Below are 17,033 nucleotides of genomic sequence, written 5' to 3' on the forward strand. Positions count from 1 at the left end.
CGTTTGGCCATCACAGGAGTCGTATTTGATGGGTAATAGCATTGATATTAAATGAGTTTATCGAGTTTGATAAATAGCAGTGCCCCCGTTAATGCCCCCAGATTGATTTTTGAGGGGAAAGTGAGCAGGTAAATAATAGTGGTACTGAAAGTTAAAGTTAGTATATCACTATACGGATTAGACTCAGAATAAATGGGCAGTTTTGAAGTCGATTGATCTTGTTTTTATCTGTTGCCTAGATGAATTGTTTTTCGTAAGCATCTAGATGATGCTTAAAGAATTTCTCATATTCTTCAGCTGACTCAACTAAAACGGTCACCTCTATACACTGCTCTCCCCATTCCTTTGAATGGTCTTCGATCGTAATGAATTCAGAAGCAATTTCTTCATCAGTTTCAGAAATGAATATTTTACAATTAGTTGTATTGATACCTAATCTATAAAACTGGGTGGGCTCTAAAACGCCAAACACAAAGCCCATAGGAGGATCACTTCTCTCTAATTCAGTGATACCGATGATTTTATCTTTATTTATAATCTTATATTTCACTCTACTTCCTTTACTGTTAACACTTCGTGCATCGGCTCATAACTTCTTTCACATAGTGATCAATAACAATGTTATTTTCCCTATTCACCTGCTCAATGAACGCTTGGAGAAAATCACTCGTGGAATGAAGTATATCCGTAATAAGGCAATCGAAGTCACCTTGAGTAAAACAGTCATTCCCCTTCATTGTAGAACACTGTAGCAATGTATGCGCTATAACTTCGAGAACAGCACGCCTGTAATCATCGGAAAGTAAAATATCCAGATCATTCTGACAAATTTCAAACGTAAAACTAAAACTGGCAAAACCTGAGTCAACAGGTAGTGAGTAGGTTAAATGAGTGCCAAATCGCTCAACATGAGGTTCATAACCATTCCCCATGAGTCGTATTGATTGCATGTTCTATTCCTATTCTTTCAACTATTTAATTAAGTTGGAGAACTCTCTGTTAATTTTGCAAAAAACACATTAATTCTTGCCACTCTTGCTTAAGTCTATTTTTTAAATATAACGTACAGAGATCTCTTTTAAATTTACCAAATAAACCCTGCTCTTTATTTTTCAATATACCAATATTTTCCCATAATTCATCTGCATCAAAAAAAGTCCATACTGGAGGCACTGGTGTTAATGCATTGGTATAACAAATAGGGGCAACATACCGATACAACATCATTTGAACATATTCAACGGGGAAATGTTTTGCGACTGAGGCGATATATTGATAATCCACCCGATTATCCACAAATATATCGGATAACGCCGCACAGAGATCTTTGTCTGTAAACAGTTTACTTGTCTTCACCACATCACTTCTTTTGCTTGGTTGTTTTCAGCAAATCTTTCAGTGCCGCAATATTCGCCCTTGCCCCTTCGGCTTCTTTTAATTGGCGACGTTTTTGAGCATAAACATCAAATATCTCTTTGACTTTTTCATCAGCGGCTTTCTTACTTATTCCACCAGCACCTTGTAAAACTTCACGGTCATTGAAACTTAAAAACTGATCCAGTTTAGTATCCCAATCCTGTAAGAAAACCTGCTTACGGCGCAGTGCTTGGTCTTCGGCAAAATCCAGCCACATATTGACGATACGGTTTAATTCTTTCAGTTCATTTTCACGTAGATAATTCTTTGCAATAGTGACATCCGTTTTACGGACTTCGTCCGACTTATAGTTTGTTAAGCCCATATCTGGCTGACTTGCATCTGCACGACTGGCAATAAGCTCTGCCGCTGTCATGCCCGTACAAGCAAAATGCAGTTTGTTTTGGATGGTTTGGAAGAAACGTGTGGTTTCTTTATTGGAAGGCTCATAGTCCGCGGCCATAGTGAAAATCTCTTTCACCCGTAAATACACACGTCGCTCACTGGCGCGAATATCGCGGATGCGTTCGAGCATCTCATCAAAGTAATCAGGCACGACTGACTGACCGATAGGCGGATTCTTCAGACGTTCATCATCCATCACAAACCCTTTGATCAGATACTGCTCCAGAGTTTGCGTTGCCCACTGACGAAACTGTGTACCACGAACAGAGCGGACACGGTAACCGACAGCAAGAATGGCGGGTAAACTATAGTGGTCTATCTCTCTGGAAACCTGACGATTTCCCTCTAATCGAACTATCCGGAATTTCCGGATGGTTGCGTTTTGAGCAAGTTCCCCTTCAGAGAAAATATTAACAAGATGCTCATTAATTGTACGAACGTCTTTTCCATACAGCTCAGCAATTGATGATTGAGATAACCACAGTGTATCAGCTTCAAAGCGGCATTCGACGCGAGTTTGTCCATCTTCACTGCGGAACAAAACAAATTCACCCTGTGGTGCCTCAGGAAGATTTTCGCTCATCAAATTGCCTCCACTCTCTATACGTTGCGCATAAACTGTGAACAACAATATAGCATATTTAACAAAAAAATAAGGCCATCAATGAATAGATAGAAAGCACATTATTTTATGCAAAAACAATGTGCTATCATTCCTATATTCTTTCTCTTCCAGAAAAATGTTCATGCATCCTTTCTGTCATCACCCACAGGGCCTTATTCAATTTGATATCCCCATCAATGCCATTCACTGAACGAGTACGAGCGCGCTTACCTTTAGCGTTCCTACCGGATAGTCCACCTTTGATTAAATTCTCCTGCAAGCGTTGATATACCGTCCACAGATCATCTTTCTTATCCTCCCAGCGACGAGGCTGTAATACTTGCTCCTCTGTAATTGATTGATGCTCCTCACCAAAGATATCACCGCAAACCAAACCATTCTGACATACTGCTCTAAATAAGCCCGGCAACATTTGATAACTACTTGAAACGTCATGGCTATTTAAAAGAATAATTTCAGGGACTTGTATACCCGTGATTTGGTCATGACGTCTGAGCCGTAACATATGTTTTGTATGCTCTCGACGGCTGGCATCACGTACACGCGTCTGGCAGGCAAAGAACGGATAAAAACCTTCTTTTTGAAGGCTATCGAGTAAGGTAATGGTTGAGATATAAGTATATCGGTCACTTCTGGATTCGTGTTTTTCTTCAGAAAAAATACTCGGTACGATAGCGGTAAAACATGCGGTCGCTTCATTTTCATCATTTCAGCATGTATCTCCCAAATTCCTTTTTCTAAATCAATATCCTGCCAACGAGCAAAACGGAGCTCTTGGGTACGCCCCCCTGTTAGCATGATAATTTTAGTTCCCGTTTTAGTGATAATACTTCCTGTATAGCCGGATAAATCATGCCGAAAATAGGGCAGCTCTCCCTGTTATAATCGCGTAACGAAATACCTCACCATAGCGCTGGCGGACTTTACGTAATTTTTCTAATGCGCCTCTCTTTTCAATGCGTTTTAATGTTTCCAAAAGCTCCATAGGCTTAATTTCAGCGATTGGTCGCCGACCAATAAATGGAAAAATATCTTTTTCAAAGTTTCATTGTGGAGGCATCCAAAAAATAGGGGAGAATTAGACAGACTTCAACATGATCAATCATATTGATTTAAAAGAAAAAAATAGACTTTAGGGGAAATTTAGAAACTGCGTTTGGCGGAAGATCACAGGAGTCGAACCTGCCCGGGACTGCTGGCAGCCCCAACTGGATTTGAAATCCAGCCGCCTCACCGGAGACGACGATCTTCCTCTATAGACTGAAACGGATTATAGACTGAATTCATTATTTTCCAAAGCATTGAAATTACAACTATCGCCTTTATTGATAAAAGCGAATAAAAAAACCATTTATTGATAAAGACTGATAAGAAAAAGCGCTATCTTAATATTGAGGTTTTCATTTTCGTCCCCATATACTTTCTTATATTCATAATGGTGTGTTGGTTTTATCCCCCTATAACATGAATCGTTTTAGGTATAACTTCGCCGTTTAACTTTTATTGTCAACACAGTAAGCCTTGGCCTACGAGCACAAGCCTGCAATCACAGGATGTTTTTATGACAAATTCATTATTAGCCGATTCTACATTACCCCGTTTTTCAAGCATTAAACCTGAACACGTTTTTCCTGCTGTCGAGCACGTGCTTACTGAGTACCGTCAAACGGTTGAAAACCTTCTTAATGCGACCAACCACTATACATGGGATAACCTGTGTCAGCCGTTAGAAGAAGCCAGCGATATGCTGTCTCGCGTTTGGTCACCTGTGAGCCACCTTCATTCAGTGAAGAATAGCCCTGAATTACGCGAAGCTTACGAGCAATGTTTGCCACTACTGTCTGAATTCAGTACATGGATGGGTCAGCACGAACCTTTATACCAAGCGTATAAATCCTTAAAAGAAAGTGCTGAATTTAATTCTTTAAGCCAAGCTCAACGTAAATCAATCGAGAATACCTTACGTGACTTCGAATTATCCGGTATCGGCTTACCGGTTGAAAAACAGCAACGTTATGGTGAAATTGTCGCTCGTTTGTCGGAGATCGCCTCTAAATTTAGCAATAATGTTCTTGATGCAACCATGGGTTGGAGCAAGCTGATTAAAGATGAAAAAGAATTAGCGGGCATGCCAGAAAGCGCGATTGCCGCAGCAAAAGCCATGGCCGAGTCTAAAGGCGAAGAAGGCTATTTGCTTACCCTCGATATACCAAGTTACCTGCCAGTAATGACCTATGCGGATAACGCGGAACTGCGCCGTGAAATGAGCCATGCATACAGCACTCGTGCATCTGATCAAGGCCCAAATGCAGGTAAGTGGGATAACAGTGATTTAATCGATGAATTAATGGCGTTACGCCATGAGCTTGCTCAGTTGCTGGGTTTCAAAAATTACGCCGACAAATCCCTCGCAACCAAAATGGCCGAATCGCCAGAACAAGTATTAGGTTTCCTCAATGACTTAGCACAGCGTGCGCATCCACAAGGCAAAAACGAGCTTGCGGAGTTAACCGCCTTTGCCAAAGAGCACTATGGTGTTGATACTCTAGAGTCTTGGGATTTAGCCTATTACAGCGAAAAGCAAAAACAGCATAAATTCTCACTCAGTGATGAACAATTACGCCCGTATTTCCCTGAACAACGTGTTATCAATGGGTTATTCGAAGTTGTTCATCGCATCTATGGTTTGACGGCTAAAGAACGAAATGATGTCGAAACTTGGCATAAAGATGTGCGTTTCTTTGAACTCTATGATGACACGGATACGCTACGTGGTAGCTTCTATCTCGACCTGTATGCACGTGAACACAAGCGTGGCGGGGCATGGATGGATGATTGTGTAGGCCGAATGGTACATAAAGATGGTTCACTGCAAAACCCTGTTGCCTACCTAACCTGTAACTTTAATAAACCATTAGGCGATAAGCCGGCACTCTTTACCCATGATGAAGTCATCACACTATTCCACGAGTTTGGTCATGGATTGCACCACATGCTAACAAAAATTGATGTAGCCGATGTCGCTGGAATCAACGGTGTACCGTGGGATGCCGTCGAACTACCGAGTCAATTTATGGAAAATTGGTGCTGGGAGCCTGAAGCGCTTGAATTTATTTCTGGCCACTACGAAACTGGCGAACCATTACCAGCGGAAATGCTTAACAGTATGTTAGCAGCAAAAAATTATCAGTCTGCTATGTTTGTCTTACGCCAACTTGAGTTTGGTTTATTTGATTTCACCTTACACGCTGAGTATGACCCAGCAAAAGGTGCGCAAGTCATGCCAACTTTGTACGCCATTAAGGAAAAAGTGGCTGTTGTTCCTTCACCTACATGGGCTCGTTTCCCACATGCATTCAGCCATATTTTTGCAGGGGGCTACGCGGCGGGTTATTACAGCTACCTGTGGGCTGATGTGTTGGCAGCGGATGCTTACTCACGTTTCAGTGAAGAAGGCATTTTTAATCGCCAAACTGGCCAGTCCTTCCTCGACAATATCCTAAGTCGTGGCGGCTCTGAAGAGCCAATGGCTCTGTTTGAACGCTTCCGTGGCCGCAAGCCAGAACTCGATGCGATGTTAAAAAGCTATGGTATCCATGGCTAATAACATTGCGATCCAGTTGATCTGCGAAGAGGGTGCCGATCACGGCATCCTTTCTCAGCTTTCTGAAAAATGGCAACTTTCCCACACGCCTGATGCCACTATGGCATTAGTGCTTACGCCTGATAACTTGCAACTACGCAAGCTAGATGAGCCTAAATTAGGGGGGATTTTTGTCGATTTCGTCTCTGGCGCGATGGCACATCGTCGCAAATTTGGCGGTGGCCGTGGCGAAGCCGTGGCTAAAGCTGTCGGTATAAAAAAAGATTATCTCCCAGATGTTATTGATGCGACCGCAGGGCTTGGTCGAGATGCGTTTGTGTTAGCCGCTTTAGGTTGTCGTGTCCGTATGCTAGAGCGTCACCCTGTGGTGGCAGCATTACTTGATGATGGTTTGCAGCGTGGATATCAAGATGCGGAAATTGGCCTATGGCTACAAGAGCGTATGTCGTTGATCCATGCGTCAAGCATCACAGCATTAAGCGAGATAACTCAAGCCCCTGATGTTATCTATCTTGACCCAATGTATCCACATCGGCAAAAAAGTGCATTAGTTAAAAAAGAGATGCGCGTATTCCAGTCATTGGTGGGAGCAGATGATGATGCTGACTCATTATTAGCACCTGCGATTGCTTTGGCAAAACGTCGCGTGGTGGTGAAACGCCCTGATTATGCAGAGCCCCTTGCTGGACAAAAAGCACCTTCTGCCGTTACCACAAAAAACCATCGATTTGATATTTATCCCTGCATTAAAACTAGCGATTAAAACGTAACGGCGAAGGGCGTATGTACAGGTGAAATATCAGCTTAATACAACCGCCCTTTCGCGTACGTTTTTGAGGTCAGAGAATTACAACACACCCTGCCCAAGCATTGCATCTGCGACTTTCACGAAGCCTGCGATGTTAGCACCTTGAACATAGTTAGTTTGTTTTCCTTCGCCACCAAACTCAACACAGTGGTGGTGAATGTCCAACATAATGTGATGTAAACGCGCATCAACTTTTTCCGCTTTCCAGCCTAACCTAGCCGCATTCTGCGCCATTTCTAAACCAGAAGTCGCAACACCACCTGCGTTAGCCGCTTTACCTGGTGCAAATAAAACACCCGCCTCAAGGAACAGCTCTGTTGCAGGAATCGTGGTTGGCATGTTAGCCCCTTCTGCGACCGCTTTAACACCGTTTTTGATCAGGACTTTTGCAGCTTCAACATCCAGCTCATTTTGTGTTGCACATGGCAACGCAATATCAACAGGAACATTCCATGGCTGCTGGCCCGCTAAATAAGTTAAACCGAACTCTTTCGCATATTCTTCAATGCGACCATAGTTATTTTTGATTTCTTCTAAGCGAGCTAATTTCTCTGCTGTAAAGCCAGCTTCATCAACGACTGTACCACTTGAATCAGAAGCGGTAACCACTTTAGCGCCCAATTCCATACATTTTTCAATGGTATATTGTGCAACGTTACCTGAGCCTGAAACCGCAACACGCATCCCATCAAAGCTTAAGCCATGACGTTGCAACATCGCATTGGTGAAATACACTAAACCGTAACCCGTAGCTTCTGGGCGAATTAAACTACCACCGAATGACAAGCCTTTACCTGTAAATACACAAGAAGTGTCATTTGATAATTTTTTCATCATCCCTGTCATAAAGCCAACTTCACGCCCGCCCACACCGATATCACCCGCAGGTACGTCAGTGTTTGAGCCAATATGACGGTATAGTTCTGTCATCAACGCTTGGCAGAAACGCATAACTTCACCATTGCTTTTCCCTTTAGGATCAAAATCAGAACCACCTTTACCACCACCCATCGGCAATGTTGTCAGTGCATTTTTCAATGTTTGTTCGAATCCTAGAAATTTCAAAATGGACAAGTTGACGGATGGGTGAAAACGCATCCCACCTTTGAAAGGGCCGATTGCTGAACTGAACTGCACACGCCAAGCACGGTTTACTTGTACTTTGCCTTGGTCATCAACCCAACAAACACGAAATTGAATAACGCGCTCTGGCTCAACAAAGCGCTCAAGTAGTGCTTGGTCACGGTATTTTGCATTTTGCTCTAAGAAAGGCCAAAGCGAAGTGAATACTTCACGTACAGCTTGTAGGAATTCAGGCTGTGATGGATCTCTTTTTTGGACAGACTCCAAGAACGAAGATAGTGATTGTGTCATCTATGTCTTCCTTTTTTAACATGTAGTTGTTGTGATGTGCCTCACTCTTTCTTATCATTATTTTTAGAAAATGTGAGGTTGATTTGTGTTTGCCTATTGAATATATCATTAGTTTGTATTCTAAATTCAAGGTTTTTTTTCACTGTAATGCAAAAAAAATTGCTTGACCTACCAATATCCTCCTGAAAGTACATATTTTGAAACAAAAAAAACGCCTGCATAAGCAAGCGTTTTTAGTGAATAATTTTTCAGACTTAATGATGTAGATTATTCTTCTTCGTCATTTAATGGCACAATCAACATATCCACATGAACTGTATTGATTAGCTGGCGTGCGGATGACATTAATTTACTCCAGAAATCTTGGTGATGGCCACAAACGACTAAGTCCATATCATATTTTTTGATAGCATCAACCAATACTTGACCTAAATCGCCACTGCCACTAAGGGTTTCTTGAATGTCATAACCTGCACCCGCAGACAAATCTTTCAAAGCGTTACGCGTTTCATCAGTAATACGCTGCTGCATGTCACCAAGATTGACATCAATAAGACCGGTGTAAAGGTCTGAATAGTTAACATCAACATGGATCATGGATACTTTGGCCCCATAAGGTTTTGCCATAGAGACAGCCTTATCCAGTAATACTTTACTTTCAGGTGATAGATCTACCGCAACAAGAATATGTTTATAAGCCATAAGTAAACTCCTTCCAAATGCTGATTATCGAGTGGTTATGCCTACACCACATCTTTATGAATACTATACCTGCTAATTGTGATAATTAGGTGTTGCTTTGATCACATCTAAGCAGATTAACCTTAAAATCGCGAGTACATATAACATTTTATAAAACAATAACATCATTGATTCAATATTAATATATTTGCCTACACAATTTGAATTAGAGATTAACCCAAGCATCCTTAAAACCACATGATAGTGTCTTAAAAAGAGTCAACTAAATTCATCAGTTATTTGATATTTACTCAATACAAACAACTAGTAATCACAATTTTGTCATGATTGCACTTTTTTTAAGCAGAAATTTATCTTACAATGAAATAACTGAGTATAAATACAATATTCCTGCTGTCTTTCCTTTGTAACAGTTGCTGTGGACTTGAGCTAAGTTCTACGGAGGGGATTATGTTCAGTATGATTGCATTGTTTTGGGCATTATGCATTTTGTGCATCTTGAATATGATGCGGTACTTTTCTTCGATTCGCGTTTTATTATTTATTCTGAGGGATTCTGATCCTCTTCTCTACCAGTCTGTCGATGGTAATGGTTTTTTCACAACTCATGGCCAGCTAAATAAACAATTACGATTAGTTAGCTACATTAACAATAAGCAGTACCTTGACCATTATGACCCTGAAGTCATTACACGTTGCGAAAGAATTCGCAAACAATTCATTCTGATAAGCAGACTTAGCATCCTAGTTATTGTCAGCTTAGTGTATTTATTGATGACCAGCTAGACTCATCGCACAAAGAACCGTGACGTTCTTTAATGATAAAAAAATAGTGATGACCAAATGATCATCACTATTTTTATATGGATATAATTGCGTTCATATAACTTTTAAAGGCTCCATAACAGCACATGGAGCCCAAGCTAAATATGTTTAGATAAACAGCAGTGATAACCAATACAGTCCACCAGATAATACAATGGAGACAGGTAACGTTAATAACCAAGCTAGAGCAATGCTCTTGATGGTTTTAGTTTGTACCCCTCCCCCATCAACTACCATGGTTCCCGCAACCGCTGAAGATAGAACCTGAGTCGTTGAGACAGGCATCCCTGTATAACTCGCAACACCAATTGATACTGCGGCTGTAACCTGAGCAGAAACCCCCTGCGCATAGGTCATACCTTTTTTACCAATCTTCTCACCGATGGTCACCGCAACACGCTGCCAACCAAACATGGTACCTAACGATAATGCAAGTGCCACCGCAACAATGATCCAAAGAGGTGCATATTCAACGGTATACAATAGGTCATTGCTCAGTTTTTTCAGTAAGGTAGCATCTTTTGAGCTTGTTTCTGGCAATTTCGCTACTGCATTTGCAGTATCAGAAATACACATCAGCAAACGGCGCGCATGGTTGCGTTGATCGGGTGTTAGCTCTTCGTAGCTTTGAATACCATTAAGCATGGTCTGTGCTTGGTTCAAAATAGCACCGGTACGAGAGCTATCACAGTGAAACTCACCATCTGTCCCATCGCTATTTTCAGCGACTGCTGGGGTATTTTCTATTGCATGATTTAACGCTGGTTTATGTGTTTCATAGTATTGTTGCAGATGGACAACGGCATCATGAGTTCTCGCGATATCATAACCGTTTGAATTCATGTTCATGACGAAGCCTGCTGGCGCAACACCAATTAATACCAGCATGATAAGACCGATGCCTTTTTGCCCATCGTTCGCACCATGAGAGAAACTGACACCTACGGCTGATAAGATCAGCGCCGTACGAGTCCAAAATGGCGGCTTACGCTTACCATCTTTTTTCTCACGTTCCGCTGGAGTTAAGTGGATACGGCGGCGTTTCTTTGTGCCACTCCAATAGCGACGTAAAAAGAAAATCATTAAGCCAGCAATCACAAAACCAATAGCGGGAGACAAAATGAGCGACATGAAAATACTGATCATTTTCGGTATATTCAAGGCGTCAACCACTGATGAATCAGTCACAACCGCGTTGGTTAAACCAACCCCGATGATAGCGCCAATCAGTGTATGAGAACTGGAAGCAGGAATACCTAAGTACCAAGTTCCAAGGTTCCAAATAATTGCAGCCAAGAGCAATGAAAACACCATTGCAAGGCCGTGAGCTGAGCTCACATTAAGCAAAAGGTCTGTTGGCAAGAGATGAACTATCGCGTATGCAACGCTCAACCCTCCCAGCAATACACCAAAAAAGTTAAAAACCCCTGCCATGACAACTGCAAACTGAGCTCGCATTGCTCTGGTATAAATAACCGTTGCTACCGCGTTAGCGGTGTCATGGAAGCCATTTATAGCCTCATAGAACAGCACAAATAACAGTGCTAGAACTAGTAATAGACCTGTATGAAATTCTAAACCTGTAAAAAGATGTAGCATAGACGTTAAGCCATTATATGTTGGACATGAACGCGGCGCATTATCAGTGACAAACGCTGGCGGTGGAAGCAAAATCTAACCTTTTTTTGATTTAGCTACTCATCAAAAAAGTACCTCATAGTAATTACTCCATATTTATCAATAGATTAAATAAATCAAACTTATTCTGAATTTTTGTAACTTTTTAACGATATTTCCAGAAAATAATCATTATTTGCTTTTTTTTAGTCGAATTTCTCTAATTATAATACGTCTAGTATAGTTTTCATCAGTTCTTCCTCAAAGCTTTACATTACAATCTCGATGAGATGACGTAAAATATCCCCGTTATCAATGTAATTATGCTTAAAATCAAATATATATAGAGATACTTATTGTGAAAAATTTCGATGTTATTATTTTAGGTGCTGGCGCAGCAGGTTTATTTTGTGCCTCACTCGCTGGCAAACGCGGTTTAAAGACGCTAGTGATTGATAACGGGAAAAAATTAGGCAGAAAAATATTGATGTCCGGTGGTGGACGATGCAATTTCACAAATCTGTATGCAGAACACAGCAATTACATTTCTACGAACCCACACTTTTGTAAGTCAGCACTTGCTCGCTATACACAATGGGATTTTATCGCCTTAGTGGCTAAATATAATATCCCTTATCATGAAAAAACGTTAGGGCAGCTTTTTTGTGATAATAGTGCTCAAGAGATTGTCGATATGTTGGAAAATGAATGTAGTTTGCCGAATATCACCATCAAACTACGCAATGAAGTGACCGAAGTAGAGAAAACAGCCGATGGATTTTTAATTACAGCAAATGGAATCAAAGTGTGCACTCACTCACTTGTAATTGCGACAGGGGGTCTATCTATGCCAGGTTTAGGTGCCACTCCTATTGGTTATCGTCTTGCAGAACAATTTGGCCATACCATTATCCCTACTCGTGCAGCACTAGTTCCCTTTACTTTGCATAAACCTTTATTGGAATCATTGCAGGTGCTTTCTGGAGTTTCAGTCCCGGCCACAGTCACCTCGGCGGATGGCACACTATTTAAAGAAAATATTCTGTTTACCCATCGTGGCCTATCTGGACCTGCAATTTTGCAAATTTCGAGTTACTGGAACCCAGGAGAGTATGTAAGCATTAACTTACTTCCTAACCTATCTATTACCGAATTCTTAGCCAATGAAAAACAACAGCATCCAAATCAATCGCTTAAAAACACTCTAGCAAAATTATTACCTAGGCGACTCGTCGAAGTATTCCAAGAACAAGGCCAAATTCCAGAATGTGCCCTTAAACAATTGAATCATCCACAACTTGAACACTTACATGACACATTACATCAATGGCAAGTACAGCCAAATGGAACAGAGGGATACCGTACTGCTGAAGTGACACTGGGTGGAGTAGATACCCATGAAATTTCCTCCAAAACGATGGAATCACAAAAGATAAGTGGGTTATATTTTATTGGCGAAGTCGTGGATGTGACTGGTTGGCTTGGGGGTTATAACTTCCAGTGGGCGTGGAGTTCTGCCGCGGCATGTGCTGAAAGCCTGCCTCAGATTTTAGTGCAACAGAATGACTAATGATCTTACCAAATAAATTTAGTAAGTCTTTTTCCTCTCATTGTTTAGCAATACATGACTTACTCGTGTTTCTAACCTTAAGAGAGCGAGCTCACTATAAATCTACTAAAAGCCTACGAATTTTTATATATTCCATATAAAAAGCAGGCTTTTTTAGGCACTAAAATTATTTAATCCATTGAAAAATAATGGTTAAAATTTTAATCTCATATAAATCATATAATTGCGTTATTAATTATAAGTTATATTCTTTTGGTCAAAAATAATGCTTTACAAACGATAGTGATAACTATTATCATTATCATCACTTCCTCGATATGGTTACTTAGTCACCATTTTTTGGGAAGTACGACATTGCTCACATTGCTTCCAGTGTTTACTTTAGCCAGCCTTGCGCTGGCTATTTTTTATCTAATTATCCACTAGATATCCCAATAACTATTTTTGTATTTCCCCCTACTCATTGGTGTTTCTCACTAACCGAATCAAACTTATTCAAATTTTTTGAAACCTATGGTTAATAGCGGCTACTTTTCTCAGTACATAAATTGGCTAAACTATCAGCAATACATTTTATAGCGAGTTTAGCCAACGTTGAACTCCCTTAAGGAGATAACACAATGATCTATTTACGCAAAGCAAATGAACGTGGTCATGCTAACCATGGCTGGCTCGACAGTTGGCATACCTTTTCATTCGCTAGCTATTATGATGAGCAATTTATGGGCTTTTCAGCGCTACGAGTGATCAATGAAGACTTTATTGCTGCTGGACAAGGATTTGGTACTCACCCTCATAATGATATGGAAATATTAACCTATGTGCTAAATGGTACAGTCGAACATAAAGACAGCATGGGCAACATGGAGCAAATTCCAGCAGGGGAATTCCAAATCATGAGTGCAGGGACAGGTATTCGCCACTCTGAATACAATCCAAGTAATGAAGAAGAATTACATTTGTATCAAATTTGGATCGTTCCTGAAAAAACAGGGATTAAACCTCGTTATGAGCAAAAACGTTTTGATTCAACAGATGCCAAGCAATTAGTTTTATCACCAGACGCACGAAATGGCTCATTAAAGGTTTATCAAGATATGGAGCTCTGGCGCTGGGCACTACCTACAAATCAAGCACAGACACATACCATCGCAGAAAAACGAGTCGTGTGGGTCCAAGTTGTCAAAGGCTCTATTGAAGTGAATGGACATAAAGCCACTTCCAGCGATGGTCTCGCTATTTGGCGAGAAAACAGCCTCAACATTAAGGCTGATGAAAGCAGCGAAATCCTGCTGTTCGATTTACCAGCGACAGAATAACCCTTTTTTCACAATAAAGGCTCTACTAAATAGAGCCTTTTCTATGCGTTACTCGCGGAGATAATTACAGTTTTGGACCTGCTTTAACTAAAGCCTCACCCGCTGGGGTGTCAGTGTATTTATCAAAGTTTTTCACGAAACGATCCGCTAAATCTTTCGCTTTTTCATCCCATTGTGCTTTATCTGCATAAGTATTACGTGGATCAAGAATATTTGTATCCACACCGGGTAGTGCTGTTGGGACTTCTAGATCAAATACAGGCAGCTTGATCATATCAGCTTTCTCGATATCACCACTTAAGATTGCATCGATGATAGCACGAGTATCTTTAATAGAAATACGTTTACCAGTACCGTTCCAGCCAGTGTTCACTAAATAGGCTTTCGCACCTACTGCTTCCATACGTTTAACTAATACTTCTGCATATTGTGTTGGATGCAGTGATAAGAATGCGGCGCCAAAGCAGGCAGAGAAGGTTGGTGTCGGTTCAGTAACACCACGCTCTGTACCAGCGAGTTTCGCAGTAAAGCCTGACAGGAAGTGATATTGCGTCTGCTCAGGCGTTAAACGAGAAACGGGTGGTAACACACCAAATGCATCCGCAGTTAAGAAAATAACTTTTGTTGCATGGCCTGCTTTAGACACTGGTTTTACGATATTTTCAATGTGATAGATTGGGTAAGAAACACGGGTATTTTCCGTTTTCGAGCCATCATTGAAATCAACAGAACCATCTGCCAATACCATCACGTTTTCAAGTAATGCATCACGTTTGATGGCACCATAGATGTCTGGCTCAGCTTCTTTAGATAGGTTGATTGTTTTCGCATAGCAACCACCTTCAAAGTTGAACACACCGTCATCATCCCAACCGTGCTCATCATCACCAATTAACTTACGTTTTGGATCTGTCGACAGCGTTGTTTTACCCGTACCCGATAATCCAAAGAAAATGGCCACATCCCCTTTTTCGCCCACGTTAGCTGAGCAGTGCATTGATGCGATACCTTTCAGCGGCAGAAGGTAGTTCATCATTGAGAACATCCCTTTTTTCATTTCACCGCCGTACCAAGAACCACCGATCAGCTGCATACGTTCTGTCAGGTTAAACGCCACAAAGTTTTCTGAATTCAAGCCTTGTGCTTTCCAATTCGGGTTAGTGCATTTTGCGCCGTTCATCACAATGAAATCGGGTTCAAAACCCACCAACTCTTCATCAGATGGACGAATGAACATGTTTTTCACGAAATGAGCTTGCCATGCAACTTCGGTGATAAAACGCACTTTCAAACGTGTATCTGCGTTAGCACCACAGAATGCATCAATGATAAACAAACGTTTACCTGACAATTGCTCTGTCACTAAATGTTTGAGGTCAGCCCAAACTTCTTGTGACATCGGTTTATTGTCATTTTTACCTTTACCTTGGTCAGCCCACCAAACGGTATCGCGAGTGACATCATCACGAACGATATATTTATCTTTTGGCGAACGACCAGTAAAAATACCTGTATCAACCGCAACAGCACCTAATGTGGTCACCGTACCTCGTTCATAACCCTCAAGTTCTGGCTTTGTTTCTTCCGTGAATAACAGCTCGTAACTTGGGTTATAAACCACTTCAGCTACATCATGAATACCGTACTTTTCAAGTTCCTTTATGGTAATGCTTTTAGCGCTCATTATATTGCTCCTGGTAAACATAATTAATCTGCGGATGATCATAATTCTTTACGACTAATTAACAGCGATTGCTATCAAAGAATTGAAAATGTATAATTTTTTTTAATTCATAATGAGACTTAGAGCACGTAATAATGCTTTAAAATTATAAAAAAAAGGTGCAGAATTGCACCCTCGTCACATAATTAGGTTGCTAAATCGTATCAGTGAAGTTGCTGATTACGCTCATTATTTAACCCTTCAAGATCGGATTCAATAAATACATAATGTGAGCCACAATATTCACATTCCATATCAATTTTCCCATCTTTATGCAAAATATCGATAACATCTTCATGAGGTAAAGTTGCAAGAGTACTTTCACAACGTTCCCTTGAGCAAGTGCAACGAAACTCAACAGATTGTGGGTCATATAACGTGACATCTTCTTCATGATATAGACGATGCAAAACTTCTTTCACATCTAATTTACTCAACTCCTGGCCTTTGATCGTCGCCGTCAGTTGCACCAAGTGATCGAAAATATCATGGCTTGTTTCATCCGCCGCAGGCAGAACTTGCAACAACATGCCACCCGCTGTTGCTTTTCCATCGACTTCACCAACACGAATGAATAAACGTGTCGGTAATTGCTCAGATTGGCGGAAGTAAGCATCGATACTTTCTTCGATAGAATCCCCTTCAATCGCCACTATCCCCTGATAACGTTCACCTTGGTTTGGCGTAATAGTAATCACGATAAAGCCATTACCAATCATCTGCTTCAATGTACTCCCCGTAACAACTGGGCCATCAACACGAGCTACACCGCGCATTTGCTGTAAGTTATTACCATTGATCACCGCCATCTTAACGGGGCCATCACCTTGAATTTGGACTGTGATATCACCATCAAACTTTAATGTTGCGGTTAGTAAACTTGTTGCAACTAATAATTCTCCCAACAGTCCTTTTACTGCTACGGGATAATCATGATTTTCTAAAATATGTTCAAAGGTTTCATCAACGCTAATCATTTCTCCACGAACAGAATGCTGTTCAAATAAAAAACGGTGGAGTAAGTCTTGTTTGGCCATAATGTCTC

Annotated in this window: 14 protein-coding genes, 1 tRNA gene and 2 pseudogenes; 5 read left to right on the forward strand and 12 right to left on the reverse strand. The window is 41.0% G+C overall.

Annotated elements, in window-relative coordinates:
- Nucleotides 1–235: 235 nt before the first annotated feature.
- From ACLPIE_RS17365 to ACLPIE_RS17395, 7 genes and pseudogenes are all read right to left on the reverse strand, one after another.
- Nucleotides 236–550: a hypothetical protein gene (locus tag ACLPIE_RS17365; RefSeq protein WP_430262971.1), complete on the reverse strand. Its 315-nt coding sequence runs from the start codon at nt 548–550 to the stop codon at nt 236–238.
- A 16-nt stretch (nt 551–566) separates the two neighbouring features.
- The gene (locus tag ACLPIE_RS17370; protein ID WP_430262972.1) at nt 567–950 is read right to left on the reverse strand and encodes a hypothetical protein; all 384 of its coding nucleotides are present in this window, start codon (nt 948–950) and stop codon (nt 567–569) included.
- A gap of 49 nt (nt 951–999) precedes the next feature.
- A complete protein-coding gene (locus ACLPIE_RS17375) occupies nt 1,000–1,356 on the reverse strand; it encodes a DUF7079 family protein (protein WP_430262973.1) in 357 nt (118 codons plus the stop codon).
- A 4-nt stretch (nt 1,357–1,360) separates the two neighbouring features.
- On the reverse strand, nt 1,361–2,404 hold the full coding sequence (locus ACLPIE_RS17380; protein WP_430262974.1) for a virulence RhuM family protein: 1,044 nt from the start codon (nt 2,402–2,404) through the stop codon (nt 1,361–1,363).
- A gap of 133 nt (nt 2,405–2,537) precedes the next feature.
- A pseudogene (locus ACLPIE_RS17385) lies at nt 2,538–3,119 on the reverse strand (DUF932 domain-containing protein); the annotation flags it as partial.
- Nucleotides 3,080–3,488 (reverse strand): annotated as a pseudogene (locus ACLPIE_RS17390) (tyrosine-type recombinase/integrase); the annotation flags it as partial. The pseudogenes ACLPIE_RS17385 and ACLPIE_RS17390, both read right to left, overlap by 40 nt.
- A 115-nt stretch (nt 3,489–3,603) precedes the next feature.
- Nucleotides 3,604–3,698 (reverse strand) — tRNA-Sec (locus ACLPIE_RS17395).
- Between the two features lie 309 nt (nt 3,699–4,007).
- Here ACLPIE_RS17395 and prlC point away from each other — a divergent pair.
- Together prlC and rsmJ are read left to right on the forward strand one after the other, a co-directional pair.
- Nucleotides 4,008–6,050: an oligopeptidase A gene (gene prlC / locus ACLPIE_RS17400; protein WP_430262975.1), complete on the forward strand. Its 2,043-nt coding sequence runs from the start codon at nt 4,008–4,010 to the stop codon at nt 6,048–6,050.
- Nucleotides 6,043–6,813 (forward strand): 16S rRNA (guanine(1516)-N(2))-methyltransferase RsmJ, encoded by a 771-nt coding sequence (rsmJ, locus tag ACLPIE_RS17405; protein ID WP_430262976.1) that lies wholly within the window; start codon nt 6,043–6,045, stop codon nt 6,811–6,813. The genes prlC and rsmJ overlap by 8 nt, the downstream gene beginning before the upstream one ends.
- Nucleotides 6,814–6,897: 84 nt before the next feature.
- On the opposite strand, the gene gdhA is transcribed toward rsmJ, so the two are convergent.
- Together gdhA and uspA are read right to left on the reverse strand one after the other, a co-directional pair.
- The gene (gene gdhA, locus ACLPIE_RS17410; RefSeq protein WP_430262977.1) at nt 6,898–8,232 is read right to left on the reverse strand and encodes an NADP-specific glutamate dehydrogenase; all 1,335 of its coding nucleotides are present in this window, start codon (nt 8,230–8,232) and stop codon (nt 6,898–6,900) included.
- Nucleotides 8,233–8,499: 267 nt separating this feature from the next.
- Nucleotides 8,500–8,934: a universal stress protein UspA gene (uspA, locus tag ACLPIE_RS17415; protein ID WP_430262978.1), complete on the reverse strand. Its 435-nt coding sequence runs from the start codon at nt 8,932–8,934 to the stop codon at nt 8,500–8,502.
- Between the two features lie 450 nt (nt 8,935–9,384).
- Between uspA and uspB the strand changes: the two genes are divergently transcribed.
- Entirely contained in the window at nt 9,385–9,720 is a 336-nt protein-coding gene (uspB, locus tag ACLPIE_RS17420) for a universal stress protein UspB (protein WP_430262979.1), read from the forward strand.
- A 147-nt stretch (nt 9,721–9,867) separates the two neighbouring features.
- On the opposite strand, the gene pitA is transcribed toward uspB, so the two are convergent.
- Nucleotides 9,868–11,358 carry an inorganic phosphate transporter PitA gene (gene pitA / locus ACLPIE_RS17425; RefSeq protein ID WP_430263007.1) on the reverse strand — a complete coding sequence of 497 codons (1,491 nt, stop codon included), beginning with the start codon at nt 11,356–11,358 and terminating at the stop codon, nt 9,868–9,870.
- Nucleotides 11,359–11,734: 376 nt separating this feature from the next.
- Here pitA and ACLPIE_RS17430 point away from each other — a divergent pair, with 376 nt between their 5' ends.
- Together ACLPIE_RS17430 and ACLPIE_RS17435 are read left to right on the forward strand one after the other, a co-directional pair.
- Entirely contained in the window at nt 11,735–12,946 is a 1,212-nt protein-coding gene (locus ACLPIE_RS17430) for a BaiN/RdsA family NAD(P)/FAD-dependent oxidoreductase (protein ID WP_430262980.1), read from the forward strand.
- Nucleotides 12,947–13,566: 620 nt separating this feature from the next.
- Nucleotides 13,567–14,265 carry a pirin family protein gene (locus ACLPIE_RS17435; protein WP_430262981.1) on the forward strand — a complete coding sequence of 233 codons (699 nt, stop codon included), beginning with the start codon at nt 13,567–13,569 and terminating at the stop codon, nt 14,263–14,265.
- A 64-nt stretch (nt 14,266–14,329) separates the two neighbouring features.
- Here ACLPIE_RS17435 and pckA read toward each other — a convergent pair whose 3' ends face one another.
- Both pckA and hslO read right to left on the reverse strand, forming a co-directional pair.
- Nucleotides 14,330–15,949 (reverse strand): phosphoenolpyruvate carboxykinase (ATP), encoded by a 1,620-nt coding sequence (gene pckA, locus ACLPIE_RS17440; protein ID WP_430262982.1) that lies wholly within the window; start codon nt 15,947–15,949, stop codon nt 14,330–14,332.
- Nucleotides 15,950–16,152: 203 nt separating this feature from the next.
- Nucleotides 16,153–17,025 (reverse strand): Hsp33 family molecular chaperone HslO, encoded by an 873-nt coding sequence (hslO, locus tag ACLPIE_RS17445; protein WP_430262983.1) that lies wholly within the window; start codon nt 17,023–17,025, stop codon nt 16,153–16,155.
- Nucleotides 17,026–17,033 lie beyond the last annotated feature (8 nt).

Origin of the sequence: Providencia sp. Me31A, assembly GCF_050487165.1 — a bacterium.
Classification (GTDB): domain Bacteria; phylum Pseudomonadota; class Gammaproteobacteria; order Enterobacterales; family Enterobacteriaceae; genus Providencia.